At 66.8% G+C, this 24,447-nt stretch carries 25 protein-coding genes and 1 tRNA gene; 12 read left to right on the plus strand and 14 right to left on the minus strand.

The window, feature by feature from the left end:
* Positions 1-9: 9 nt before the first annotated feature.
* From NP4_RS32590 to NP4_RS32600, 3 genes are all read left to right on the plus strand, one after another.
* Positions 10-783 (plus strand): enoyl-CoA hydratase family protein, encoded by a 774-nt coding sequence (locus NP4_RS32590; RefSeq protein ID WP_068006173.1) that lies wholly within the window; start codon positions 10-12, stop codon positions 781-783.
* Positions 784-789: 6 nt separating this feature from the next.
* A complete protein-coding gene (locus NP4_RS32595) occupies positions 790-1,401 on the plus strand; it encodes a TetR/AcrR family transcriptional regulator (RefSeq protein ID WP_068006174.1) in 612 nt (203 codons plus the stop codon).
* An 85-nt stretch (positions 1,402-1,486) separates the two neighbouring features.
* Positions 1,487-1,559, plus strand: a tRNA-Glu gene (locus tag NP4_RS32600).
* Between the two features lie 29 nt (positions 1,560-1,588).
* Here NP4_RS32600 and NP4_RS41805 read toward each other — a convergent pair.
* The 5 genes from NP4_RS41805 to thiD form a co-directional block, all read right to left on the minus strand.
* Positions 1,589-1,741 carry a hypothetical protein gene (locus NP4_RS41805; RefSeq protein WP_169813839.1) on the minus strand — a complete coding sequence of 51 codons (153 nt, stop codon included), beginning with the start codon at positions 1,739-1,741 and terminating at the stop codon, positions 1,589-1,591.
* Between the two features lie 59 nt (positions 1,742-1,800).
* Entirely contained in the window at positions 1,801-3,957 is a 2,157-nt protein-coding gene (locus NP4_RS32605; RefSeq protein ID WP_068006176.1) for a glycosyltransferase family 39 protein, read from the minus strand.
* The gene (locus NP4_RS32610; RefSeq protein ID WP_068006177.1) at positions 3,954-5,234 is read right to left on the minus strand and encodes a bifunctional glycosyltransferase family 2/GtrA family protein; all 1,281 of its coding nucleotides are present in this window, start codon (positions 5,232-5,234) and stop codon (positions 3,954-3,956) included. Before NP4_RS32610 ends, NP4_RS32605 begins: the two co-directional genes overlap by 4 nt.
* A 178-nt stretch (positions 5,235-5,412) precedes the next feature.
* Positions 5,413-5,913 (minus strand): nitroreductase/quinone reductase family protein, encoded by a 501-nt coding sequence (locus tag NP4_RS32615; RefSeq protein WP_068006178.1) that lies wholly within the window; start codon positions 5,911-5,913, stop codon positions 5,413-5,415.
* Positions 5,914-5,958: 45 nt separating this feature from the next.
* The gene (gene thiD / locus NP4_RS32620) at positions 5,959-6,801 is read right to left on the minus strand and encodes a bifunctional hydroxymethylpyrimidine kinase/phosphomethylpyrimidine kinase (protein ID WP_068006179.1); all 843 of its coding nucleotides are present in this window, start codon (positions 6,799-6,801) and stop codon (positions 5,959-5,961) included.
* A gap of 62 nt (positions 6,802-6,863) precedes the next feature.
* On the opposite strand from thiD, the gene NP4_RS32625 reads away from it, so the two are divergent.
* Positions 6,864-7,514, plus strand: a complete 651-nt coding sequence (locus NP4_RS32625) for a TetR/AcrR family transcriptional regulator (protein WP_068006182.1) — start codon at positions 6,864-6,866, stop codon at positions 7,512-7,514.
* 11 nt (positions 7,515-7,525) lie between these two features.
* Positions 7,526-7,648 carry a hypothetical protein gene (locus NP4_RS42930; protein ID WP_255285604.1) on the plus strand — a complete coding sequence of 41 codons (123 nt, stop codon included), beginning with the start codon at positions 7,526-7,528 and terminating at the stop codon, positions 7,646-7,648.
* 214 nt (positions 7,649-7,862) lie between these two features.
* On the opposite strand, the gene thiC is transcribed toward NP4_RS42930, so the two are convergent.
* On the minus strand, positions 7,863-9,515 hold the full coding sequence (gene thiC / locus NP4_RS32630; protein WP_068006184.1) for a phosphomethylpyrimidine synthase ThiC: 1,653 nt from the start codon (positions 9,513-9,515) through the stop codon (positions 7,863-7,865).
* Between the two features lie 244 nt (positions 9,516-9,759).
* Positions 9,760-11,148, minus strand: coding sequence for a lipase family protein (locus NP4_RS32635; RefSeq protein ID WP_169813840.1), 1,389 nt, complete (start codon positions 11,146-11,148; stop codon positions 9,760-9,762).
* A 98-nt stretch (positions 11,149-11,246) separates the two neighbouring features.
* Here NP4_RS32635 and NP4_RS32640 point away from each other — a divergent pair, with 98 nt between their 5' ends.
* A complete protein-coding gene (locus NP4_RS32640; RefSeq protein WP_068006189.1) occupies positions 11,247-11,933 on the plus strand; it encodes a TetR/AcrR family transcriptional regulator in 687 nt (228 codons plus the stop codon).
* Between the two features lie 43 nt (positions 11,934-11,976).
* Here the strand turns inward: NP4_RS32640 and fahA are convergent, their stop codons facing one another.
* From fahA to NP4_RS32655, 3 genes are all read right to left on the minus strand, one after another.
* Positions 11,977-13,158, minus strand: a complete 1,182-nt coding sequence (gene fahA / locus NP4_RS32645; RefSeq protein ID WP_068006270.1) for a fumarylacetoacetase — start codon at positions 13,156-13,158, stop codon at positions 11,977-11,979.
* A complete protein-coding gene (locus NP4_RS32650) occupies positions 13,155-14,369 on the minus strand; it encodes a homogentisate 1,2-dioxygenase (RefSeq protein WP_068006191.1) in 1,215 nt (404 codons plus the stop codon). The genes fahA and NP4_RS32650 overlap by 4 nt, the downstream gene beginning before the upstream one ends.
* A 135-nt stretch (positions 14,370-14,504) precedes the next feature.
* Positions 14,505-15,128, minus strand: coding sequence for a TetR/AcrR family transcriptional regulator (locus NP4_RS32655; RefSeq protein ID WP_068006273.1), 624 nt, complete (start codon positions 15,126-15,128; stop codon positions 14,505-14,507).
* Positions 15,129-15,351: 223 nt separating this feature from the next.
* Between NP4_RS32655 and NP4_RS32660 the strand changes: the two genes are divergently transcribed.
* Entirely contained in the window at positions 15,352-17,178 is a 1,827-nt protein-coding gene (locus NP4_RS32660) for an acyl-CoA dehydrogenase (RefSeq protein WP_068006194.1), read from the plus strand.
* Between the two features lie 51 nt (positions 17,179-17,229).
* On the plus strand, positions 17,230-17,868 hold the full coding sequence (locus tag NP4_RS32665) for a hypothetical protein (RefSeq protein ID WP_068006197.1): 639 nt from the start codon (positions 17,230-17,232) through the stop codon (positions 17,866-17,868).
* 33 nt (positions 17,869-17,901) lie between these two features.
* Here NP4_RS32665 and NP4_RS32670 read toward each other — a convergent pair whose 3' ends face one another.
* The 4 genes from NP4_RS32670 to NP4_RS32685 all read right to left on the minus strand — a co-directional run bounded on the left by NP4_RS32670 (position 17,902) and on the right by NP4_RS32685 (position 20,992).
* Positions 17,902-18,537, minus strand: a complete 636-nt coding sequence (locus tag NP4_RS32670; protein WP_169813841.1) for a Uma2 family endonuclease — start codon at positions 18,535-18,537, stop codon at positions 17,902-17,904.
* Positions 18,538-18,609: 72 nt separating this feature from the next.
* A complete protein-coding gene (locus NP4_RS32675) occupies positions 18,610-19,425 on the minus strand; it encodes an exodeoxyribonuclease III (RefSeq protein ID WP_068006275.1) in 816 nt (271 codons plus the stop codon).
* A 20-nt stretch (positions 19,426-19,445) separates the two neighbouring features.
* Entirely contained in the window at positions 19,446-20,399 is a 954-nt protein-coding gene (locus tag NP4_RS32680; RefSeq protein ID WP_068006203.1) for an N-acetylglutamate synthase, CG3035 family, read from the minus strand.
* Positions 20,396-20,992: a peptide deformylase gene (locus NP4_RS32685; protein ID WP_068006205.1), complete on the minus strand. Its 597-nt coding sequence runs from the start codon at positions 20,990-20,992 to the stop codon at positions 20,396-20,398. The genes NP4_RS32680 and NP4_RS32685 overlap by 4 nt, the downstream gene beginning before the upstream one ends.
* 132 nt (positions 20,993-21,124) lie before the next feature.
* Between NP4_RS32685 and napA the strand changes: the two genes are divergently transcribed.
* The 4 genes from napA (at position 21,125) to NP4_RS32705 (ending at position 24,029) form a co-directional block, all read left to right on the plus strand.
* Positions 21,125-21,475 carry a nucleoid-associated protein NapA gene (napA, locus tag NP4_RS32690; protein ID WP_068006207.1) on the plus strand — a complete coding sequence of 117 codons (351 nt, stop codon included), beginning with the start codon at positions 21,125-21,127 and terminating at the stop codon, positions 21,473-21,475.
* 14 nt (positions 21,476-21,489) lie between these two features.
* Positions 21,490-22,071: a LytR C-terminal domain-containing protein gene (locus NP4_RS32695; RefSeq protein ID WP_062514951.1), complete on the plus strand. Its 582-nt coding sequence runs from the start codon at positions 21,490-21,492 to the stop codon at positions 22,069-22,071.
* Between the two features lie 105 nt (positions 22,072-22,176).
* A complete protein-coding gene (gene sodC, locus NP4_RS32700) occupies positions 22,177-22,869 on the plus strand; it encodes a superoxide dismutase[Cu-Zn] (protein WP_068006209.1) in 693 nt (230 codons plus the stop codon).
* A gap of 14 nt (positions 22,870-22,883) precedes the next feature.
* Positions 22,884-24,029, plus strand: coding sequence for a glutamate--cysteine ligase (locus NP4_RS32705; RefSeq protein WP_068006211.1), 1,146 nt, complete (start codon positions 22,884-22,886; stop codon positions 24,027-24,029).
* The last annotated feature ends 418 nt before the right edge of the window (positions 24,030-24,447 follow it).

A 24,447-nucleotide genomic window follows, 5' to 3' on the forward strand; every position in this document is an offset into this window, starting at 1 on the left:
GGAGTGCCCGTGAGTGAGACGCCCTATGTCCGGTACGAGGTCGGCGACGGCTTCGCCGTACTGACCCTGGACTCGCCGCACAATCGAAACGCTTTGTCGTCCAAGCTGGTTCAGGAGCTGCTGGCCGGATTGCGGGCGGCCGGTGCGGACGCCGCGGTGCGCGGGGTGATTCTCACCCACACCGGCAATACCTTCTGCGCGGGTGCGGATCTCAAGGAGGCGCTGGATTCCGATCCGGCCACCGCCGCGGATATCCGCACCCAGTGGATGGTGTCACTGCTGCGCACGATTCTCGAATCGCCGAAACCCGTTGTGGCACAGGTCAACGGCAATGTGCGCGCGGGTGGGATGGGTATTCTCGCGGCCTGCGATCTCGCGGTCGCCGGGCCGGAGTCGAGTTTCGCGCTCACCGAGGCGCGAATCGGCCTGGCGCCGTTCATCATCTCGCTCACGCTGCTGCCGCGCATGAGCGCGCGTTCGGCCGGGCGCTACTTCCAGACCGGGGAGACCTTCGACGCCGTCGAGGCCGAGCGCATCGGGCTGATCACCGTGGCGGCGGCGGATCCGGCCGCGGAGGTGGCGCGACTGCGCGGGCAACTGCGGCTGGGCTCCCCGCAGGGCCTGGCCGAGAGCAAGCGGCTGGTGAATGCCGCCCTGCTGGCCGAATTCGATCGGGCGGCCGACGACCTGGCGAAACGGTCCGGCAGCTTCTTCGGCACGCCGGAGGTGATCGAGGGTATGACGGCCTTCTTCCAGCGCCGCCCACCGAACTGGGCACAATAGGCGATCATGGCTACCCCGCACGAACCCAAGCAGGACCGCAGCCGAGCAACCCGGCAGCGGCTGCTCGAGGCGACCATCGACTGTCTGGCCGAGATGGGCTGGACGTCGGCCACCGTGGCCGTGGTCGCCGAACGGGCCGGGGTCTCGCGCGGCGCGGCCCAGCATCACTTCCCGACCCGGGAGGATCTGATCACCGCCGCCCTCGAGTACATGTTCGATACCCGCATGGCACAGGCCAAGGCCGAGGCGACCACGATGATCGGGATCGCCGAGGGCGTCGGGCGCACCGAGGCCGTGGTCGCCGGACTGGTCGAGTCCTATACGAGTCCGCTGTTCAAGGCGGCCCTGCAGGTCTGGACCCACGCCGCCGCCGATCCGGTGCTGCGCGAGCGCATCGTTCCCCTCGAGGCTCGCTTCGGTCGCATCTCCCATCGCATGGCCGTCGAGGCGCTCGGGGTGGACGACTCCGATCCGGTGGCCCACCACCTGGTCCAGGCCACCCTCGACCTGGCCCGCGGCCTGGGCCTGGCCGATGTGCTGACCGACGACTCCGCCCGGCGCAAGGAGATCGTGCAGCAGTGGTCGGCGACCCTGCACAACGCGCTCGCAGGGAAGTGAGTTGGGTACGCTCGCAGGGAAGTGAGCTGGGTAACGGGATTTGGCCCAGTGGCGGGTGACGGTTAAGCTGGCGGAGCTTCGTTCTGGTCCCGTCGTCTAGAGGCCTAGGACGCCGCCCTCTCAAGGCGGTAGCGCGGGTTCGAATCCCGTCGGGACTACTTACTTCGCCCACCCTCGCGGGTGGGCCTCACCAGCCGAAAATCTCGGCCATTTCGATGGATTCGTCATCCCAGCGTTCCTCGATGGCCCGCCGCTGCTCCTCCGGCAGCTCCTCCGACCAGCCCACGCGCCGCCAGAAGGCCGCGCGGTGTTCATCACTGAGTGGGTGAGGCGTCCCCATGCTTCAGCCTAGGTCCGCCCGCCCCACCCCGAGCCCGCTTCCGCGAAATCGTTTGCCGTTCAGCGATGTTGGGTCAGATCGTAAACCCGGACCCCATCGATGTCGCGCGCTGTGAACTCGCCTTCCACCCACGCCGAAATCCGAGCCGCGTCGGACTCCTCGGCCCTGCCTGCCGGCCCCCGCTCCCGCCCGGCAATGAAGTAATGAATCCGCCCCTCGCTCACATACCGCTGAAACCGCTCGAGCGAAGGCGAGGGATCATGCCCACTGAACCCACCCACCGGCATCACCGGCAACTGCGTAGCCAACTGGAACGGCGCCGCACTCATGGACCCCACGGTAGCCGCCACCCACGTGTAACCACCCCCACCTCCAGCAAGCAACCGAACCACCTCCGCATTCGGCGGCCCACCCATCATGAACCCCGCGGCCCCACCGGGCCCCAACCGCCCACCGGGCTCCGGTTGCCCGCCCGGACTCTGCTGCCTTTGCGGATCAGGTTGTCCACCTGGCCCGTACGGCGCACTTGAACCCGATTGTCCGCTCGGGCCGAGCTGTCCCGGCTCGGCCTGCCCGCCCGAACCCGGCTGTCTTTGCGGACCACCCGGCCCGGGGTGGTCGGTCGAATCCGATTGCCCGCCCGGCCCACTCGGAGCCGGCTGCCCACTCGGTCCCGCGTATCCGCTCGGACCGGGCTGTCCTCCCGGCCCCGGCGGCATGCCCGGGCCGCCGAAATGCATCGGGACCTTCGGGCCTGCTATGGGGATCGGCCCGGCGTGGGAGAGGGTGAGGGTTTCGACGGTGTAGGCCAGGGGGCCCGCGAGACCTACGGTCAGTGCTGCCGCGGCGGTGGCTGTGGCGGCTCGTTTCGAGGTCGGGAGCAGTAGGGCGAGGGTGGTCGCGATGCCCGCGATCAGGATTGTCCAGCGCAGCCAGGGCAGGAAGGCGGCGGTACGGGACAGCAGTAGCCATGCGGTCGCGGTCGTCAGTGCCATGGTCAGGGCGGCGGTGGCGCGGACCCATCGCTTGTCCCTGTTGTGCCACAGGGTGATCGCGCCCGCGCCGAACAGCGCGGCGATCGCGGGGGACAGGGCGACGGTGTAGTACTGGTGGAAGATGCCCTTCATGAAGCTGAAGACCAGGCCGGTCACCAGCAGCCAGCCGCCCCACAGCAGGAACCCCGCGCGGTGTCGGTCGGTGCGAGCGGCCCTGCCACACAAGAAGATTCCCGCGACGCACAGGATGAGCGCGGCCGGGATCAGCCAGGCGATCTGACCGCCCTGACCCGGTTGGAACAGTCGCGTGATTCCGACGCCCTCGGAGAACCAGCCGCCGCCACCGCGCGGCGAAGGACCGCCCGGCCCGCCGCCGTTGAACTCGTCGCCATTGAGGCGGCCCAGGCCGTTGTAGCCCAGGGTGAGTTCGAGAATCGAATTATGCGGGGAGCCACCGAAATACGGCCGCGAGTCGGTCGGCCACAGTTCGGCGATCAACACCCACCAGCCCGCGCCGACCAGCACACCCAGTCCGGCGGCGAGCAATTGCGGCACCCGTTTGCCCAGCCCCGGCGGACCCGCGATCAGATAGGTCAGCGCCAGCGCGGGCACGACCAGCATCACCTGCAACTGCTTGGCCAGGAAGCCGAGGCCGACGAACAATCCGCACAGCACCAGCCAGCGCGTGCGCCCGTCCTCGACCGCCCGGGTCATCGCCCAAGCCGCGGCCGCCATCATCAGCACCAGCAGCGCATCGGGATTGTCGAACCGGAACATCAGCGCCGCAACGGGAGTCAGCGCCAGTGCGAGCCCTGCCAGCAGCCCGGCCGCGCCGCCGAAAGTCCGCCGCACCGTCGCCCACACCAGGGCCACCGCGCCGACGCCCATCAGCACCTGCGGCAGTAACAGGCTCCAACTGTTCAGCCCGAACAGCCGAATCGACAGCGCCATCGGCCACAGCGAGGCGGGCGTCTTGTCGACGGTGATCGCATTGCCGCCGTCGGAGGAGCCGAACAGAAACGCCTTGCACGACACCGAACCCGCCTGCGCGGCAGCGGCATAGAACGCATTGGCCCACCCGTTGGCGCTCAGATTGCACAGATAGGCGATCGTGGTGCCGAGCAACAGCGCCGCCAGCGCGACATACTCCCACCGAACCCGGCCCGGATGCGACGGCGGCCCGTCCACGGCGGCGGACGGGCCGAGTGCGGTCGCGGTCATGGCGTGGGATCCGAATCCGCCTGCGGCCGAATCACTTCGGCAAGCTGCGTACCCGATCCGGCGATGGCGTTGCGGAACACCCAGCGCAGCCCGACGAAGCGGGTGAGCGTGGCGACCAGATTCGCGACCACCAGCACCACCAGCTCCCAGTGCACCGCGGCATCGGGCGCCCAGTGATGCAGGACGAACAGCGACCCACTGGTGAGCAACCACGCGAAGCCGAAGATCAGCAGACCCTGGAAGTGATGCGATACCGCCCGGGTCGACCCCCGCACCCCGAAGGTGAACGCGCGGTTGGCCGCGGTATTCGCGATCGCGGTGAGCAGCAGCGCGGTGAAGTTGGCCGGCTGCGCCCCGATAACCCCCTGAAGCAGCACGTACAGGAGCATATAAGCGAGTGTGGAGATCACGCCGATGATGCCGAATCGCACCAGCTGCCCGACCATCCCCAGCGGCACGCCGTCGACCAGCGGTTCTCGGCCGACCGCCGCGCGCAGATCGTTGATCGGCAGTGATCCGGTGGTCAATCCCTTGCCGACCCGCCAGACGCCGAGCAGATCCTTGCGCGCGGTGTCGACGATGTCCACGCGGCTGTCCGGATCGTCGATCCAATCCACCGGAACCTCGTGAATGCGCAGTCCTGCCCGTTCGGCGATGACCAGCAGTTCGGTATCGAAGAACCACTCGCCGTCCTGCACCAGCGGCAGAATGCGCCGCGCGACCTCGGTGCGCATGGCCTTGAAACCGCATTGCGCGTCGGAGAACCGGGCCTGCAGCGAGGCCTTGAGGATCAGGTTGTAGCAGCGGGAGATGAATTCGCGCTTGGGCCCGCGCACCACCCGCGACGATTTCGACAGCCGCGTGCCGATGGCCAGATCCGAATGTCCGCTCACCAGCGGCGCGACCAGTGGCAGCAGCGCGTTGAGATCGGTGGACAGGTCGACGTCCATATAGGCGACGACCTGAGCGTCGGAGGCCTCCCACACCGCGCGCAGCGCCCGGCCCCGGCCCTTGCGGTCCAGATGCACCACGCGCACCCCGGCCAGTTCGTCCGACAACTCCCGCGCCACCTGCAGGGTGGTGTCGGTGGAGGCGTTGTCGGCGATGGTGATTCGCGCCGAGAAGGGAAAGCCCTCACCGAGGAACGCGTGCAGTCGGCGCACACACCCGGCGAGATCACGCTCCTCGTTGTAGACGGGAATAACCACATCCAGTACGGGGGCGCGCACCGCATCGGGGGTGGGGGTCGCCTCAACGGCCGTCACTGTCTCGGACATGCACTCTAACCTCGGTGATCAGCCTTTGGCACCGCTGCGCTCCGCCTGGGAGGTTGCTGGGAGGGGCCCAGAACTTCTTCCGTTCGGAACTTTTGTGTGTGCCGAGGCTAGCAACCGTTGAGCGATCCGGCTATCCCGCGGCCGGGACTGTTACCGACTCAACTGGCGGGTTCGAGATTCAACTCCGGTCGTCCAATTCGAGGACGACCAGGGGGATCGGCCGGGTGATCTTGGCCTGGAACTCGGCCAGCAGTGGATTGTTCGCCAGGACCCAGTCGGCGAATTCGCGGTACTCCTCGCCCTCGAGCGCCCGCCCGCGCCCGGTGTGGGTGGCCTCGCCCAGTTCCACGGTGATGGCCGGATTCGCCTTGATGTTGTGCCACCAGGCCGGATATTTCTCCTCGATGAACGAGCTGAGGTACATGACCTCGCCGCGATACAGCGGGCTCAGCGGCACCGTATGCGGCCGGCCGCTGCGCGCGCCGATCGTGGTGAGCAGCAGCAGGGTGGTGCCCTCGTAGGCGCCGCTCACCTTGCCCGCGTTGGCGCGGAATTCGGCGACCACATCGCCGTTCCAATTCGCCACTCCGACCTCGACGGCCTGATTCCAGGGCGCGTCGGGATCGTCGTAGGAATTGAACTCGCGCCGGTCATCATGTGCCGCAGTCGATTCGGTCATGGCGGCAGTATGCCGGAGGGTACCGACAAGGTTCGGCGGCCGGACTCAGTCCAGCAGCCGCCACAGCGGTGACACCGGACCGTGCCCCGCGCCGAGGTCGTAGGAGGCTTGCAGGCAGCGCGTGGTCCACTCCTTGGCGAAGGCGATCGCCTCGGGCACCTCGTAACCGTGGGCCAGGGCGCAGGCCGTGGCCGCGGCCAGGGTGTCGCCGCCGCCGTGATCGTTGCCCGTGGCGATGCGCGGCGCGGACAGTTCGTGGAATCGGTTGCCGTCGTAGAGCAGATCGGTGCTGAAATCCGAGGAGCGCAGATGTCCACCCTTGACGATCGCCCACCGTGGGCCGAGGGCCAGCAGCGCCTCGGCGGCCGTGCGGGCCGTGCGATCGTCGACGACCTCGACGCCGGTCAGCAGCCGGACCTCGTCGAGATTCGGGGTGACCACCGTGGCGAGCGGAATCAGCGTGTCGCGCAAAGCATCCAGGGCCGAGGCGTGCAGTAGCGGATCGCCGTGCATGGAGGCCGCGACCGGATCGACGACCAGAGGTATCGCGCCGTCGCGGCCGATGCCCACCTCGGCGCATACCGCGGCGACCGCCTCGATGATGGCCGTGGAGGCGAGCATGCCGGTCTTGGCCGCGCCGATTCCGATATCGCCCACCACGACCCGCACCTGATCGGCCACGGTCTGCGGCGGAATCTCGTGGAATCCGCTGACGCCCACGGAGTTCTGCACGGTCACCGCGGCCACGGCGACACAGGCGTGCACGCCCAGCAGCGCCATCGTGCGGGAATCGGCCTGGATCCCCGCGCCGCCGCCGGAATCGGTTCCGGCGATGGTCAGGACGCGGACCGGGGTCTGCCCGTCGGGGGTCAGCGGCAACAGTTTCACGAGTTGGAGCCTACAATCCGGTAATAGAACGGATCATTCCGTTCAGGTGATATTCTGACTATATGCCCAAGACAGTCGATACCCCGGCCACCAAGGGTCTGCCCGGCCGCAAGGCGCAGGCCGCCCGCAACGACGGCCTGATTCTGGAGGCCGCCCGCGAGGTCTTCCTCGCCGATCCGGGCGCGCCGATCGCCGCGGTCGCCGAGCGCGCCGGGGTCGGGATCAGCGCCCTGTATCGCCGCTACTCCTCCAAGGAGGTGCTGCTGCGCACACTGTGCTACGAGGGGCTGTGCCGCTACAATGCCGAAGCCGAAGCGGCGCTGGCGAATTCGGACGATTGGGCGGCCTTCGTCGAATTCCTGCGGCGGGTGGTCGATGCCGATGTGCATTCGCTGACCGTGCATCTGGCGGGCACGTTCACTCCCGACGACAGTTTTCTCCCGCAGGTGCGGCGGGCCGGGGAGCTCAACGACGAACTCGTTCGCCGCGCCGAAGCCTCGGGCCGGTTGCGCGCCGGGGTCGGTCCCAATGATCTCGGCCTGATCCTGGAATCCTGCGCGGCCGTCACCGTTCCCGATCCGGCCCGCACCGCCGAATTGCGCCGCCGGGTCTTGACGATGTTGATCGATGGACTCACCGTCGAGGGGCAGCTGCCGGGTCCGCCACCCGCTCCCGGTGAATTCGCCCATCGCTGGCAGCCGAAGGGCCGATGAGAGGGTTATCGATGAACTGGACATTGGACGTGGTGGTCGTCCCGGTCTCGGATATCGACCGGGCCGAGGACCTCTATCACCAGACCGATGTCGGCTTCGGCTGGAGCGTGCGACAAATCTCCACCCACCCTTGATCGCGCCCTGGCCCTTCTCGTCCCGGCCCTTCTCTAGTTGTCCCGGCCCTTTCTCGTTGTCCCCGGACGAAGTCCGGGGCAAGGCGGTACCCCGGGCTTCGCCCGGCGACAACGAAAGAAGGCCGACGACAACGAAAGAGAACCGACGACAACGAAAGAGGGCTGACGACAACGAAAGAGGGCGTAGTACAAGGAGAACGGAAGGAAATCGCCCCTACGACACGACCGGCAGGTACACCTGCCCGCCCGCCTGGGCGAACTCCGCCGACTTCTCCGCCATTCCGGCCTCGAGCGCCTGCGAATCGCTCAGCCCCTGCTGCGCGGCGTACTCACGGACGTCGGCCGAGATGCGCATGGAGCAGAACTTCGGGCCGCACATGGAGCAGAAGTGCGCGGTCTTGGCGGGTTCCGCGGGCAGGGTCTCGTCGTGGTACTCCCGGGCGGTGTCCGGATCCAGTGACAGCGCGAATTGGTCGCGCCAGCGGAATTCGAAGCGCGCCTTGGACAGTGCGTCGTCGCGCTCCTGGGCGCGCGGATGCCCCTTGGCCAGATCGGCGGCGTGCGCGGCGATCTTGTAGGTGATCACGCCGGTCTTCACATCGTCGCGGTTGGGCAGGCCCAGATGTTCCTTCGGCGTCACGTAGCACAGCATGGCCGTCCCGGCCTGAGCGATGATGGCCGCGCCGATCGCGGAGGTGATGTGGTCGTAGGCCGGGGCGATATCGGTGGCGAGCGGGCCCAGCGTGTAGAAGGGCGCCTCCTCGCACAGCTCCTCCTCCAGCCGCACATTTTCCACGATCTTGTGCATCGGCACATGACCCGGACCCTCGATCATCACCTGCACGCCATGGGATTTCGCGATCTTCGTCAGCTCACCCAGCGTACGCAACTCGGCGAACTGCGCCTCGTCATTGGCATCGGCGATCGAACCCGGCCGCAGACCGTCGCCGAGGGAGAAGGTGATGTCGTACTTCGCGAGGATCTCGCACAGCTCGGCGAAGCGGGTGTACAGGAACGACTCCTGATGATGCGCCAAACACCAAGCGGCCATGATGGATCCGCCGCGGGAGACGATGCCGGTGACGCGCTTGGCGGTCAGCGGCACATAGCGCAGCAGCACGCCCGCGTGCACGGTCATGTAGTCCACGCCCTGCTCGGCCTGCTCGATCACGGTGTCGCGGTAGATCTCCCAGGTCAGCGCCGTGGGATCGCCATTGACCTTTTCCAGCGCCTGATAGATCGGCACGGTGCCGACCGGAACCGGCGAATTGCGCAGGATCCACTCGCGGGTCTCGTGGATGTTCTTGCCGGTGGACAGGTCCATGATGGTGTCCGCGCCCCAGCGGGTGGCCCACACCATCTTCTCCACCTCCTCGGCGATCGAGGAGGTGACGGCCGAATTGCCGATATTGGCATTGATCTTCACCGCGAACTTCTTGCCGATGATCATCGGCTCGCATTCGGGGTGGTTGTGATTGGCCGGGATCACCGCGCGGCCCGCGGCGACCTCGTCGCGCACGAGCTCCGGTGAGACCCCTTCGCGCGCAGCGATATAACGCATCTCGGTGGTGACGATGCCCGCCCGCGCCCACGCCAGCTGGGTGCGCGGTCCGGCCGCGTCGGGCTTGGCCCACCCGTCGCGCAGTTTCGGTAGACCGCCCTCGAGATCGAGGGTCGCGTCGGAATCGGTGTACGGGCCCGAGGTGTCGTAGACGTCGAAATGCTCACCGTTGGTGAGATTGACCCGCCGCACCGGAATGCGCAGCGTCGTGCCGTCGGCGTCGACCTGCTCGTAATGTTTGACGCTGCCCTCGATGGGACCGGTGGTGACGGTGTCGACCGTGGTCGAAGCGTGCGTCGATGACATACGTGAATCCTCCCTACGCCGGCATTACCCGGTCAGGTTCGTACGGTCGACGGCCCTGATCCGCCCGAATGGGCTAGCCGTCCTCTCAGCCCGCTGGTGCGAGCCCCCGTTGGCGATGTGCTGTTGTACCCGGCCGAGGGTACCTGCGGTGTGATCGGGGCGACAGGGGAGGTTCCTCCAATCACGCCGAGCAGGGCGATCGGGTCGATTGTCCGATCGCCCCGCATCCGGGTACGCGATGCGATCAGTTCTCGTTCGGTCCGATCGGCCAGCCGAGCGCGCCGGCGAGTGCGTTGAGATTGATCATCGTCTGCTGCACGAAGGCATCGACATTGGCGAACATCGACACGACATTGTCGGTGCGGCAACCGGTTTGGTCCGGCGCGTTCGGCGCGAGCCGACCACGGATCCAGTTGAAGGCGTCGCCCATGCCCAGGGTCGTGAGGGTCAGATGCTCACTGAGGTGATCGCGCTTGTAGATCACCGACGTGCCGCCCGCACACCACTGCTGCACCATGCGGTCGTTGGACCAGACCGGTACGGCCTCGTCGAACACGCCCTGGTAGACGAAGGTCGGCGCGGTCGGCGGATTATGGCCGAGCACCAGGGAATCGAACACCTCGCGAATCTCCGGCAACGCCAGATACTGATCGATCGGAATTGTCAGCAATCGCTGATAGTCGACGAACATTTCGGTCAGGGCGTTGCGGGATACGCACTGCTGGTTCGTGCGATCGATCAGCGCGCGCCCCTCGGGCGTCAGATACCGATAGGTGACGTCGTGGAATTTCGGATAGGCGTTGCTCAGTGAGGCGATGCCGATGGCGATCAGGGTGGAGAACATCGAGCCGTTCACATGCAGCAGCGACTGTACGTCCGAGGTCGGCGCGCCGAGTGCGACGCCTTTGACATTCAGCTCCGGTGCGTAGCTCGGCTGCATTTCCGCCGCCCAGCCACTACCCATGCCGCCGCCCGAATAGCCCCACAGGGCCACCGGCGTATTCGCGCCGTCCAGACCCAGCGGTTCGAATCGCTCGGCCGCCCGAATGCTGTCGAGCACCATGTAACCGGGCTCCTTGGCCACGGCCAGATGGCCGTCGAGACCCTCGAAATCGGGGATATTGACCGCATAACCCTGGCTGATCGAGGCGGCCAGGCCGAGATATTCGCTGTTGGAGTGAATGCCCTCGAGTCCGGTCAGTCCGGTGCCCTGCTGCAACACATAGGACGGCGCGCACTGGGGTGCGGCGCTGTCGTAATAGAACTGATGGGAGACCAGTGGCCGATGGTTGCGCGGATTCGCGCCCATGGCCATCGCGACCGTGGTGACCGCGACGGTCGGCCGTTCGTTGAGATCGGTGGTGCGATAGAGCAACTGCCAGGCCCGGACGTGCACCGGCAGGATGGTGGCCACCGCCAGCTGCACCGGACGCGATCGCAGAATCGTTCCGGGTTCGGCGGATTCGAGGTCCGCGGGCGGTTGATAGAAGGAATCGGCTTGCGGCACGGGTGGTTCCGCGGCAGCCGGAATAGGTGAGGTGGAGCCCAACAGCAGTGCGGAGGCGACGGTTGCGAGCGCCGTCAGTACGGCCACCGACCGGCGGCCGCGGCGATCCCCATTGATCACAGACACGTCCTGTCCTTCCCTCATCAGGTGTGACAGGAATTACAACACGCCGTCCGATTTGCAACAAGGGATCTTTTTATCAAGGCTGCGACTATCGTCTGAGTATGACCCGCAGCAACCCCGCCGCGCGGCCCGCTCCGACCCCGGCGCGGCGCCGGATCCGCGGCCTCGATGCCGAGGAGCGCAGCGCCCAGCGTCGTCGACAGCTACTGGACGCCGCCACCGAACTGTTTGCCCGGCAGGGCTTTTCGGGGACCTCGATCGAGCAGATTTGTCAGCAGGCCTACGTCGGCACGAAGGGCTTCTACGATCACTTCGACAGTAAAGAGGCCTGCTACGTCGCCTTGCTCGAACAAATCACCGCGCAGTTCCAGCAACGGGTGCTCGCGGTGGCGGTCGAATCGGCGGGGTTGGAATGGCAGCCGCGGGTGGCCGCGGTGATCGCGGCCTTCGTCCACGCCCTCGCCGACGATCCGCGCCTGGCGAAGGTGACCTTCGGCGAGGCGGGCGGTATCTCGCCGGCCGTCGAACGGCAGCGACGCAGTAATCGCCGCTGGTCGGCGGCCTTTCTCGATCAGCAGTGGGAGGGCGCGCCGGATCCCGATGCGGAAATCCAGCGGCGGCGGCTCGCCCTGGCGCTGGCCACGATCGGCGGCATGTTCGAGCTGGTGACCGACTGGCTGCACCATCACGACGACGGCGGCTCGCCGGATGCGGTGGAGACGCTGGCCGGGGATCTCACGCACTACTTCGGCATGCTCGACGCCGGACGTCGCGCCGCCGAGCGATAGAACGCGCCGCCGGTGTCACCGACGGCGCGCTCGAACCATCGATTCAGTTGCGGGCGGGCAGAATTCGACCGCCGACCTCGCCCAGGCCGATCCGACGGCCGTCGGATCCCGGTGCGGTCGCGGTGATGACCACCTCGTCGCCGTCCTCCAGAAAGGTGCGCTTCTCGCCGTTCACAGCGACGGGTTCGCTTCCGCCCCAGGACAATTCCATGAACGAACCGCGTTGATCGCGCTCCGGGCCGGAGATGGTGCCGGAGGCGTACAGATCGCCCGGGCGGGTGGACGCGCCGTTGACGGTCATATGCGCGAGCATCTGCGCCGGGGACCAGTACATGCGCCGATAGGGCGGGCGCGCCACCAGCTCGCCGTTCCAGTGCACGGCCAGATCCAGGTCCAGGCCCCAGGATTCGCGTTCGCGCAGATACGGCAGCGGTTCGGGCTCCTGCCCGGGCAGCGGCACCCGCGCCTGCTCCAATGCCGCGAGCGGGGTGATCCAGGCCGACATCGAGGTGGCGAACGACTTGCCGAGGAACGGGCCCAGCGGCTGATACTCCCAGCCCTGGATGTCACGCGCGGACCAGTCGTTGATCAGCGCGACGCCGAAGACGTGCTCGGCGAACTCCGCGGTGCCGATCCGCTCACCCAGCTCCGAGCCCGCACCGACCACGAAACCGAGTTCGGCCTCGATGTCCAGGCGCTTCGTCGGGCCGAAGTCCGGTGTGCCCGAGGGAGTTCGGCGCTGCCCGGTGGGCCGCGCGATATCGGTGCCGGAGACCACGACCGTACCGGAGCGCCCGTGATAGCCGACCGGCAGATGCCGCCAGTTCGGCAGCAGCGGTTCGCTGTCCGGCCGCAACAGGCGGCCGAGATTGCTCGCGTGATCGATACTGGCGTAGAAGTCGACGTAGTCGCCGATCTCCACCGGCAGTCGCAGGCGGACCGAATGTACGGAATGGACTGCGGCGGTGGGTATTTCGCCCTCGACGCGCTCGCGCAGCCGGTCGCGGACCTCGCGCCAGCGGGCCGGACCCTGCGCCAGGAAGGCATTGAGGGTCGGGGCGGCGAAGGTCGAATCCTCCAGCAGCGCGGCCAGATCCAGTACCGCGTCGCCGAGTCGCACGCCGACGCGGAAGTCGCCGCCGCTCGGCGCGAACACCCCGTAGGGCAGATTGCCGGGACCGAACAGGGAGTCCTCGGCGACCTCGATGCGCAGGGTGTCGGTCATCGGTTCTCCTCCTCGGCGGCCGGTCCGCGACCCGACCAGGTCCATGCGTAGTTCGGATCCTCACAGGCCAGCGCGCCCTCGCCGAGGCCGAGCGGCCGGAAGGTGTCGACCATGACAGCCAGTTCGTCGAAGAACTCCGCGCCGATGCTGCGCTCGTAGGCGCCGGGCTGCGGGCCGTGCGCGTAGCCGCCCGGATGCACCGAGACCGAACCCTGTGTGATGCCGGATCCCCTGCGCGCCTCGTAATTTCCGCCGCAGTAGAACATGATCTCGTCGGAATCGACATTGGAGTGGTAGTAGGGCACCGGAATCGACAGCGGGTGGTAGTCGACCTTGCGGGGTACGAAATTGCACACCACGAAGTTGTTGCCCTCGAAGGCCTGATGGGCCGGCGGCGGCTGATGGATGCGGCCGGTGATCGGCTCGAAGTTCTCGATATTGAACGTGTAGGGGTACAGGTAGCCGTCCCAGCCGACCACGTCGAAGGGATGGGTGGCATAGACCAGGCGGGTGCCCACGATCTCGCGGCCCGGGCGGTGCTTGACCAGCACCTCCACCTCGTCGCCCTCCTCGGTCCGCAATTCGGTGGGGCCGTGGAGATCTCGTTCGCAGTACGGCGAATGCTCCAGGAACTGGCCGTATTTGGACAGATAGCGCTTCGGTGGGGCGATGTGACCGGTCGCCTCGATGGCGTACGCCTTGAGCGGCTCGCCCGCGCCCGGTCGCCAGCGATGGGTGGTCGCCCGCGGTAGCAGCACCTGATCGCCCTGGCGGACCGGCAGCGATCCGAAGACCGTGTCGACCGTGCCGGAACCGGATTCGATGTAGACCAGCTCGTCGCCGATCGCATTGCGGTACAGCGGTGATTCCCGCTGGGCCACCACATAGGAGATGCGTACGTCGTCGTTGCCCAGAATGAGCCGGCGGCCGGTCACCACATCCGTATTCGCCGCGGTGTCCCCGGGGAACAGCTCCGGCAGCCGCAGATGCCGGTGGCGCAGTGGATGATTGGGCACCGTCTCCTGATTGGGCGGTTGCCAGGGCGTCGAATCCACGATCGCCGGTGGCAGTGCCCGGTGGTACAGCAGTGAGGAATCGCTGGAGAAGCCCTCCTCGCCCATCAGCTCCTCGTAGTAGAGCTGCCCCTGCTCGTCGCGATGTTGGGTGTGCCGCTTCGGGGGCACCGACCCGAGTTGCCGATAGAACGCCATGCCCGCTCTCCCGCCAGGTTGCTGGTCGGATAGATAATTTTTCTTCATCCTAGCTATCCGGATTGCCCTGTCGTAAGCGCTTTCGCCATTCCAACCGGATTGTTGGTCACGAGCCCCTGCGGGCACACCAGGACTTCAGGCGCTACGCAACGCCCGGTACACGGCCGCACCCACGAAGGCCCCCAGATCCTCTGGGCTCCAATCACCTTCGCCCGACATCAATGTGCGCACCGCCCCCTCGCCCGCGGACACCCACAGCTCCACCAGGGCCGGAAGCTTGCGATCGGCATCCTTGGTACCCCAGGCGTGCAGCGTCGGGCGCAGTCGGCGCAGGCAGCGCTCGACGGCGAATTCGCGACCGCGGCCGAAGGAGTGGCTCACCGCCGGATCGGGATTGCCGTACAGCAGCTTCCAGGTGTCGGGCCGGGTGGCCACCGTTTCCAGCAGGGCCCGGAAACCCTCGACGAACACCTCTTCGTCGGCCTCGACCCGGCGGCGCGGCAGCGCGTTCATGATGCCGTCGAGCAGATAGCGCTCCTCGCGGCGGATGAGCTCGTCGATGAGTTCGACGCGATCGGCATAGCAGGCGTAGACGACCGGGCGGGTGACGTTCATCCGTTCGGCGACGGCCGCGATGGTGACCGCCGCGATGCCGTCCTCGACCGCGATCCGCAATGCGGTATCGAGCACCTGCGGTCGGCGGCGTTCTGGCCCGAGGTGCTGGGCGCGCTGGCGCGGCACGGCCGGACTCGAACCCATGATCACAAGATATCAGCGGCTGGAACGGGCCGGCCGACCGCTTTCAGCAAACTCGCAGCACCGAAAGGTCGCCGCCATACCCGTCTGCATTTGACCTGATGCGCCCGATTTGTACAAGGTACAAGGAATTCTCCTGGAGTTTCTATGCCTACGGTTGCGTAACCGAACGGCCGTACGGCAACCTCCAGGTACAACATCAACCTCACCCTGAGGAGGCCCTTCCGTGTCGCACTACAAGGCGAACCTTCGTGACATCGAGTTCAACTTGTTCGAAGTGCTGGGAATCGGGGCACAGCTGGATGCCGGGAACTACGGGGATCTGGATACGGAGACCGCCCGGGGCATCCTGACCGAGGTGCTGCGACTGGCCGAGGGGCCGGTGGCCGATTCGTTCGTCGACGCCGACCGCAATCCCATCCGGTTCGACGCCGCCAACCACGAGGTGATCGTTCCCGATCTGCTGCACAAGACGGTCGCGGCGGTCAACGAGGCGGGCTGGTCCGGGCTGGGCATGCCCGAGGCGATGGGCGGGGTCAACGCGCCGTCGCCGCTGACCTGGGCGACGCAGGAGATGCTGGTGGCCGCGAACAACGCGGCCGCGTTCTTCAATATGGGCCCGCTCATGCACCACGTCCTCTTCTCCGAGGGCACCGAGGAGCAGCAGCGCTGGGCTCGGCACGCGTGGGACAACCGCTGGGCCGGAACGATGGTGCTCACCGAGCCCGACGCGGGCTCCGATGTCGGCATGGGTCGTACCAAGGCGACCCAGCAGCCCGACGGCACCTGGCATATCGAGGGCGTCAAGCGCTTCATCTCCGGCGGCGATGTCGGCGCCACGGCCGACAACATCTTCCACCTCACCCTGGCTCGGCCGGAGGGCGCGGGCCCGGGCACCAAGGGCCTGTCACTGTTCGTGGTGCCGAAGTACCTGTTCGACCGCGAGACAATGGAACTCGGCGAGCGCAACGGCGTACTGCTGACCAATCTCGAGCACAAGATGGGCATCAAGTCCTCGCCCACGGCCGAATTGACCTACGGCGGTGACAAACCCGCCGTCGGCTACCTGGTCGGCGAGGTGCACAACGGTATCGCTCAGATGTTCAAGGTGATCGAGAACGCCCGCATGATGGTCGGCGTGCTCTCGGCGGGCACGCTGTCCACCGGCTATCTGAATGCGCTGGAGTACGCCAAGACTCGCGTACAGGGCGCCGATCTGACCCAGATGACCGATAAGACCGCGCCGCGCGTGACCATCACCCACCACCCGGACATCCGGCGCAGCCTGGCGCTGCAGAAGGCGTATTCGGAGGGTCTGCGCGCGCTGTATCTGTACTGCTCCGCCTACCAGAGCCCCGATATCGCCGAGGCCGCCTTCGGTGCGGATCCGGAACTGGCCGCGCGGGTCAACGATCTGCTGCTGCCGATCGTCAAGGGTGTCGGCTCGGAGCGGGCCTACGAGGTGTTGACCGAAACCCTGCAGACCTTCGGCGGTTCGGGTTATCTGCAGGACTACCCGATCGAGCAGTACATCCGCGATGTGAAGATCGACTCGCTCTACGAGGGCACCACGGCCATCCAGGCGCAGGACTTCTTCTTCCGCAAGATCATTCGCGACAAGGGCGTGGCGCTGACGCATGTGGCCGGGCTGATCCAGAAGTTCGTCGATTCCGACGAGGGCGACCTCAAGGCCGAGCGGGCGCTGCTGGCGACCGCGCTGGGTGATGTGCAGGCGATGGCCGCCACGCTGTCCGGCTACCTCGTCGCCTCGCAGCAGACGCCGGAGGAGATCTACAAGGTCGGCCTGGGCTCGGTCCGATTCCTGCACGCCACAGGCGATCTCGTCATCGGCTGGCGGCTGCTCGAGCAGGCGAAGGTCGCGCTCGCGGCGCTGGACGGGCAGCCCTCGGAGAAGGATCGACTGTTCTACACCGGCAAGGTGGCAGTGGCCTCGTGGTTCGCCAAGAACCAGCTGCCGTTGCTGACCGGCGTGCGGTCGGTGCTGGCGAATCTGGACACCGACATCATGAAGCTCGACGAAGCGGCGTTCTGAGTTTCTCGCGGAATCCCGGGAAGATCGGCGGATTGGGGGTACAACTACCCCATGGTCTTCCCGGTGGACTTCGGCTGGCTGCAGGCATTGATCGTCGTACTGTTCGTGATCGGCCTCGCGCTGGTCGTGACGGGGCTGGTCAAGGCGCGGCGGGTCGGTTGGCGGGCCGTGGTCGGACGTGGGGCCGGGGCGCTGTCGGTATTGCTGGTGGCGGTGGTGATCCTGTGGGTCACCACGCTGCTGCAGACCTTCCTGGGCTTGACCGGAGAGGTCAAGGCCGCGCATCTGGTCGCGAAATCCGTTGCCAACAGCCCGCATACGCTCGATATCGATCTGACGCTGTTCGGCGACGGCGACCATCCCGATCAGCATCAGACCTATCAGGTCGAGGGCGATATGTGGGTGCTGCAGGCCAATATCGTCGAGCTCGAACCGTGGGTGAACGCGCTGGGCTTCCATTCCGGGTACAAGGTGACCAGGCTCTACGGTCAGCGGCTGGACGGCGTTGCGGTGAAGCAGAATCAGATCTTCCTCAACGGCAGCGACCAGGACTTCTTCGAGGACATGCGTAACGAGAGCTGGTACACCAAGCCGTTCGTCCGTTCGGCCTACGGCAATGCGGTGATCGCCGTCGCGGGCAACTACGACGTATTCATCTCCCGCGATGCGATCAAGACTCGCCCGGCCTAGTCGCGGAATTCGGCGATAACGACCACTTCCTTATCAGTCCAGATCTGCGTCCAGTTCGGCCCACGTGATGCTGACATCCAGCGGATCACTGATCGCGACGGCAATCGGGCTATGTGACCGGAACCGAGTCTCTGCTACCACGTACTGGCCCGCGCTGTTGAGCCGCAACACTTCAATGGACTTGACGGGACCGTTGTTGTTGTCCAACTTCACGATCCAGTATTGCTCGATACCCAGATCGGCATACTCGGCTCGCTTATCGATGCAGTCGGCCGTGACGGTGCCTGGCGAGACGACTTCGATTACAAGGAGCGTGTCCGCAAACGTCGGCTTGGTCTTCCATCGGCCGCGCGGCTCCTCGATACAGCGATAGACAATGCCATCCGGCCGTCGGAAGTTGAGCGGGACGTCCGACACCAGCATGTCCAGTTCGCCGCTGGCCTTGATGCATGGTTCGTCGGCGCCGCGTTTGCGAACAGCGTCGCGTAGAGCCCTCTCGATTGCATGGGCTACGGCAACATGGTTCGGTGACGGCGACTCGCAGAATACGACGAGACCGTCCTTCGCCTCGATTGTCCGGGACAAGTCTTCAGGCATTGCCAGGTAGGTGTCCAGATCGATCGACGGATCACCCATGCGCAGCCAGGACCAGTCGTATGCTCCGCTCACCTGGATCAGCCTACCTACGGCAGGCGCGCGGTGGCCGCGTTCCCCGCCTGCCATGATCGTGCCCGACGCGCCTCATTCGGTGGTGTCCACGACGACGGGTGCGTGGTCGGATGCACCTTTACCCTTGCGTTCGTCCCGGTCGATGCGGGCGTCGGTGACGCGAGCGGCCAAAGCCGGTGAGGCGAGGATGAAGTCGATCTTCATACCCTCTCGCCGCGGGAAGCGCAGCTGGGTGTAGTCCCAGTAGGTGTAGACGCCCGGTCCGGGGGCGAAGGGGCGCACCACATCCGAGAATCCGGTGTCGAGGATCGAACGGAACGCCTCGCGCTCCGGCTCCGACACGTGGGTCTTGCCCTCGAAGAACTCCGGGGACCACACGTCGTCGTCGGTCGGCGCGATATTCCAGTCGCCGCACAGCGCGATCTGTGCACTCGGATTCTCCGCCAGCCAGCGCGCGGTCGAAGCCCGCAGCGCCGCAAGCCATTCCAGTTTGTAGGCGTAGTGCGGATCGTGCAGCGCCCGGCCGTTGGGAATGTAGAGGCTCCACACGCGCATCCCGCCGCAGGTCGCGCCGACGGCTCGCGCTTCCACCACCGGCGCGGGCAGCAGCGAGGTCGCGGCGTCCTTGTCGAAGCCGGGCTGGCCGGGGAAGGCGATCTCGACATCGTCGAGACCGATCCGCGACGCGATCGCCACGCCGTTCCACTGACTCAGGCCGATATGCGCGACCTCGTAGCCCGCCTCTTCGAAACGCTCCGTGGGGAACTGGTCGTCACGGCATTTGGTCTCCTGCATGGCGAGTACATCGATATCGCCGCGATCGAGCCAGGACAGCACCCGATCCAGCCGCGACCGAATCGAATTGACGTTCCACGTTGCCAAACGCACAGATATACCCTCGTCACGTTTCACGCCGGAGAGGCGTAGCGGTAGTGATGGTGTTCCACGAAGCCCATATCCCGATACAGCGCCAGCGCCGCGGCATTGTCCGCCTCCACCTGCACGTAGGCGTGGGTCGCGCCGTGCCGGTGTCCCCAGCGGATCAGTTCGGCGCAAATCAGCGTGCCCAGGCCGTGGCGGCGGTGCGGGGCCGCGACGGCGATGCAGCTCAGGCCGATCCAGCGCAGGCCGTCCGGCGCGGTGGTCAGCGCACCGCGGCCGATGGCCAGCGGATCCGGCAAACCCAGTGTGGCGAAACCCAATTCGCCCTCGCGCACGGCCCGCAGTACCGGCACGTCCGGATTCGGCGGCGGGACGGCGACCGTATCCTCGCCGCGGAAGCGATGCAGTTCCAACCAGGCCTCGTTCGGCTCCGGTTCCACCCGCACCATCGAGGGGCCCTGGGGCAGAACGAAATTGCCGATATCGATACCGAGTACCACGGTCTCGCTCCAGGTGCGCCAGCCCGGCGGCGCGGGCGCGAGCCGGTCCGGCAGGCGCAGGCGCACGGGCAACTCGCGCGCGGCGTACCACTCGGCGACGCGCTGCAGCGTTTCCACGTGCAGCCGGGCCGGTTCGCCCATTTCGCCCAGGGGCACAGCGGAATTGGCGCGGTTGGTATAGCCGTTGCCCGCGGCAAGCAGCCAGCCGTCGAGCCAGGCGCGCTCGACTCCGGGCCAGCCGTCACATGCGGCGGCCTCCAGCGCGCGGATCTCGGCGGTGCGAATCGGCCTGGGCCCCAAGACTTTCATCGCCACGACGGCCACGGGCGGCACGGCCACGGTCTGTCCGTCGGAGGTACGCACCGTCACCGGGTCGTAGGCGATCAGTTCGCCGATCACATCGGTGAACTCGTAGCCCTGTCCGGCGGGCAGCCGGTAGCGGACCACCACGCGGCCGCCGAGCGGGAAATCGGTCGTCACTCAGCCTCGTCGTGGCCGAACGGATCCGGCACGGTGCCCGGCACCCAGCTCAGATCCGGCTTGCCCCAGCCGTTGCGCTTGATGGCCTTCTTCGCCGCGCGGGCGTTGCGGCCGATCAGCACGTCCACATAGAGGAAGCCGTCGAGATGGCCGACCTCGTGCTGCAACATGCGAGCGAAGAAGCCCTTGCCCTCGATCGTGATCGCCTTGCCGTGCTCGTCGGTGCCGGTGACGCGGGCCCAATCGGCGCGGCCGGTGGGGAACTGCTCGCCGGGGACCGACAGACAACCCTCCTCGTCATCGTCCGGATCGGGCATCGTCTCGGGGATTTCGGAGGTCTCGAGTACCGGATTGACCACTACGCCGCGCCGCTTGGCGACCTTGCCGTCCGCGGCGACATCCGGGCAGTCGTAGACGAACAGCCGCAGCCCGACGCCCACCTGATTGGCGGCCAGACCCACACCGTGCGCGGCGTCGAGGGTGTCGAACATGTCGCTGATCAGCTCGGCGAGCTCCTCCGGCGACTGGGTGACCTGTTCGGTGGGATTGTGCAGGACCGGATCACCGACGATGCGGATCGGAAGAATCGCCATGGTCACACACTGTACTGAAGGGCCTCCGACACGCCGTAGGTCGCATCTGGGAACGCGGGCATCCGTGGTTGAATGAGCGGCGACGTATAAGCACCTCAGTGTTTGGAACAAGACGTCTGGCGAGGGAGCGATATGGACAGCGCAGCGGCCCGGAATCTATCCGCAAGCGGGGACAGCTCTACCGCGGGCGAGGACACCGGGATCGCGGCACCGGCAGAGGACCAGGCCGCCGACGGACTCACCCGGCGCGAGCTCGATGTTCTCGATTTCGAGCGTAAGTGGTGGAAGTACGCGGGCGCCAAGGAAGAAGCCATTCGCGAACTGTTCGGCATGTCCGCCACCCGCTACTACCAGGTGCTCAATGCCATTGTCGACAAGCCCGAGGCGCTGGCCGCCGATCCGATGCTGGTGAAACGGCTGCGTCGGCTTCGAGCCAGTCGGCAGAAGGCCCGAGCGGCGCGCCGCCTCGGCTTCCAAGTGTGACTAGGCTCGACCAGGTGAGCAATCCGAATCCGCCCTCCGGCGGACCTCCGCTACGAGCGCTTGCGATGGTGCTGATCGCACTGGCCATCGTATTCGCGGGTCTGGGCGCGATGTCGTTGTCGAAGTCCGGCTCGGAGAGTTCGGGTTCCACCCCGCAGGGGCAGGCGCAGTCCACGGGCGCACCCAAACCGACCACGAGCGCCGCCGCGCCCGTCACGAGTTCGGCCGCCGCGCCCGCACCGACCACCACGACGCCGCCGACCACCACCCCCGCACCCACCACCACCGCCGCCGCGCCGACAACCGCTGGGGCCGTGGACAAGTCGATCCCCGTGCGGGTGCTCAACAACGGGACCGTCGCCGGCCTGGCGGCGCGGACCGGTAGCGAGTTGTCCGCCGCGGGTTGGAATGTCACCGAGACGGCCAACTACCCCAACGGAGTTGTCCCGAAATCCACCGTCTACTACGGGAATTCGCCGGGCGAGCAGGCCGCTGCCCGCGCGATCGCCGCCGAACTAGGGGTTTCCGCCGAACCGCGATTCGCCGGAATAGCCGACGCACCTCCCGGAATCATCGTCATCGTCACAGGTAACTGAGCCCCACCGCCGATCTGGATAACGGCTCTGGCATCATCTTGTCCGGTAACGAATCTGTCCACCGTGCATTACTCGTAAACTCGGTACTCGTAAAGGAGTTCCCCGATGGCCACGTCCACAATTCGTCGCCCGTCCTGGCGGACTGTGACTCCGGTGCTGGCGCTCGCGGTCTTCGGCCTCGCGGGCTGCACCAACAGCCAGGAGTCGAGTGACGTCAAGGGGACGAACCCCCCGGTGTGGACCGGTTCGGCGGCTCCGGGCGGTACCGCCGGTGAGCACAGCGCCTCCACCACCGGCTCGACCCCCGGCGACTCGGTGTCGGTCCAGCTCAAGGATCCCGCGGGCGCCCAGGTCGGCACCGCGACCATTGCCAAGTCCGGCAACCACCTGGAGCTGACCGTCGATGTGCACGGTCTCAAGCCCGGCTTCCACGGCCTGCACTTCCACTCGATCGGCAAGTGCGAGGCCAACTCCACCGCTCCGGCCGGCGGCCCGGCGGGCGACTTCCTTTCCGCGGGTGGACATCTGCAGGTCGGCGATCAGACCTCGCATCCGGCCAGCGGCGACCTGACCTCGCTCGAGGTGCGCCAGGACGGCACGGCCCACCTGGTCACCACCACGGACTCCGTCACCCTCGACGACATCAAGGGCAAGGCCCTGATGATCCACGCGGGTGCGGACAATTTCGGCAACATTCCGAGTCGATACACGCAGGCAGGCGGCGCCGCCGGTCCGGACGCCGAGACAATGGCGACCGGTGACGCTGGTGGCCGGATCGCCTGTGGCGTGGTCGGGTAAGGCGCAGGTATGCCATGGGCGAGCCAGGCACTCGTAAGGTCAACTGGAACAGCTCGCCCCGCCCGACATTGGGCGTGGAATGGGAGATAGCGCTCGTCGACAAACAGACGCGCAACCTCTCCAATACCGCCGCCGCGGTTTTCGACGCCGTCGGTGATCTGCGGGCCCATGACGGTACGCCGCAGATCACAAAGGAGCTGTTGCGCAACACCGTCGAACTCGTCAGTGGCGTGCACCACACGGTGGGCGAGGTGGTCGACGATCTGCACGGGACCATGACGGCCGTGCGGCGCGCGGCCGATGCGGTCGGGGTGGATCTGTTCTGTGCGGGCACGCACCCCTTCGCGCAGTGGTCGACCCAATTGCTCACGCGCAGTGAGCATTACGACGAGCTGATCGAGCGCACCCAGTGGTGGGGGCGGCAGATGCTGATCTGGGGCGTGCATGTGCACGTGGGAATCTCCCATCCGGAGAAGGTCTTTCCGATCCTCAACACCCTGCTGCTGTCGTATCCGCATCTGCTGGCGCTGTCGTCGTCCTCGCCCATGTGGGCCGGGAACGATACCGGCTACGCCAGCAATCGCGCGCTGATGTTTCAGCAGTTGCCGACGGCCGGGCTGCCGTTCCAGTTCGAAAACTGGACGCAGTTCGAATCTTTCGTGCACGACCAGATGAAGACCGGCGTCTTCGAACAGCTCGGCGGCATGCACTGGGATATCCGCCCCGCGCCCAAATGGGGCACCATCGAGGTCCGTGTCTGCGACGGAATCCCCTCCTGGACAGAGCTTTCCGCGATGGTCGCCCTGATCCACTGCCTGATCGTGGATCTGGACCGCCGGGTCGAGGCCGGGGAGACGCTGCCCACGATCCCGCCCTGGCACGTCCAGGAGAACAAATGGCGCGCCGCCCGCTACGGCCTCGACGCCATCATCATCACCGACGCCGACAGCAACGAGCGCCTGGTCACCGACGACCTCACCGACCTCCTGAACCGCCTCGAACCCACCGCCAAACTCCTCGGCTGCGAAAACGAACTCTCCCTCGTCCCCGAAATCCCCAAACGCGGAGCCTCCTACCAACGTCAACGCCGAGTAGCCGCCGCCTCCCAGGGCGACCTGGTCGCCGTAGTCGACGCCCTCGTAAAAGAACTCGCGCACTGACAACGGCCGAGCGCCCGCCAACCCGGCCGAGCGCCCGCCAACCTGGTCGAGCGCCCGCCAGCCCGGTCGCGCATCCGTCAATCCGGCTGAGCGCCCGTCAATCCGGTCGAGCGTCCGTCAGCCCGGTCGAGCGTCCGTCAGCCCGGTCGAGCGTCCGTCAGCCCGGTCGAGCGTCCGCCAACCCGGTCGAGCGCCCGTCAGCCCGGTCGAGCGCCCGTCAGCCCGGTCGAGCGTCCGTCAGCCCGGTCGAGCGTCCGCCAACCCGGTCGAGCGTCCGCCAACCCGGTCGAGCGCCCGCCAACCCGGTCGCGCATCCGTCAATCCGGCTGAGCGCCCGCCAATACGGTCGAGCGCGCCCGTCAGCCCGGTCGAGCGTCCGCCAACCAGGCCGAGCACCCGCTCATCTGGATGTGCGCCA

The organism is Nocardia pseudobrasiliensis NBRC 108224 (genome assembly GCF_001613105.1).
GTDB classification, from domain to species: Bacteria; Actinomycetota; Actinomycetes; order Mycobacteriales; family Mycobacteriaceae; genus Nocardia; species Nocardia pseudobrasiliensis.

Excerpts from the sequence above, each read along its gene's own strand:
- NP4_RS32655 (WP_068006273.1), bottom strand. The coding sequence starts at position 15,128 with ATGGGTTCGAGTCCGGCCGTGCCGCGCCAGCGCGCCCAGCACCTCGGG.
- NP4_RS32625 (WP_068006182.1), top strand. The coding sequence starts at position 6,864 with ATGCCCAAGACAGTCGATACCCCGGCCACCAAGGGTCTGCCCGGCCGC.
- NP4_RS32615 (WP_068006178.1), bottom strand. The coding sequence starts at position 5,913 with ATGACCGAATCGACTGCGGCACATGATGACCGGCGCGAGTTCAATTCC.
- NP4_RS41805 (WP_169813839.1), bottom strand. The coding sequence starts at position 1,741 with ATGGGGACGCCTCACCCACTCAGTGATGAACACCGCGCGGCCTTCTGG.
- NP4_RS32665 (WP_068006197.1), top strand. The coding sequence starts at position 17,230 with ATGGTCTTCCCGGTGGACTTCGGCTGGCTGCAGGCATTGATCGTCGTA.
- NP4_RS32605 (WP_068006176.1), bottom strand. The coding sequence starts at position 3,957 with ATGACCGCGACCGCACTCGGCCCGTCCGCCGCCGTGGACGGGCCGCCG.
- NP4_RS32650 (WP_068006191.1), bottom strand. The coding sequence starts at position 14,369 with ATGGCGTTCTATCGGCAACTCGGGTCGGTGCCCCCGAAGCGGCACACC.
- NP4_RS32595 (WP_068006174.1), top strand. The coding sequence starts at position 790 with ATGGCTACCCCGCACGAACCCAAGCAGGACCGCAGCCGAGCAACCCGG.
- fahA (WP_068006270.1), bottom strand. The coding sequence starts at position 13,158 with ATGACCGACACCCTGCGCATCGAGGTCGCCGAGGACTCCCTGTTCGGT.
- thiC (WP_068006184.1), bottom strand. The coding sequence starts at position 9,515 with ATGTCATCGACGCACGCTTCGACCACGGTCGACACCGTCACCACCGGT.
- NP4_RS32705 (WP_068006211.1), top strand. The coding sequence starts at position 22,884 with ATGGGCGAGCCAGGCACTCGTAAGGTCAACTGGAACAGCTCGCCCCGC.
- NP4_RS32610 (WP_068006177.1), bottom strand. The coding sequence starts at position 5,234 with ATGTCCGAGACAGTGACGGCCGTTGAGGCGACCCCCACCCCCGATGCG.
- NP4_RS42930 (WP_255285604.1), top strand. The coding sequence starts at position 7,526 with ATGAACTGGACATTGGACGTGGTGGTCGTCCCGGTCTCGGATATCGAC.
- NP4_RS32640 (WP_068006189.1), top strand. The coding sequence starts at position 11,247 with ATGACCCGCAGCAACCCCGCCGCGCGGCCCGCTCCGACCCCGGCGCGG.
- sodC (WP_068006209.1), top strand. The coding sequence starts at position 22,177 with ATGGCCACGTCCACAATTCGTCGCCCGTCCTGGCGGACTGTGACTCCG.
- NP4_RS32685 (WP_068006205.1), bottom strand. The coding sequence starts at position 20,992 with ATGGCGATTCTTCCGATCCGCATCGTCGGTGATCCGGTCCTGCACAAT.
- napA (WP_068006207.1), top strand. The coding sequence starts at position 21,125 with ATGGACAGCGCAGCGGCCCGGAATCTATCCGCAAGCGGGGACAGCTCT.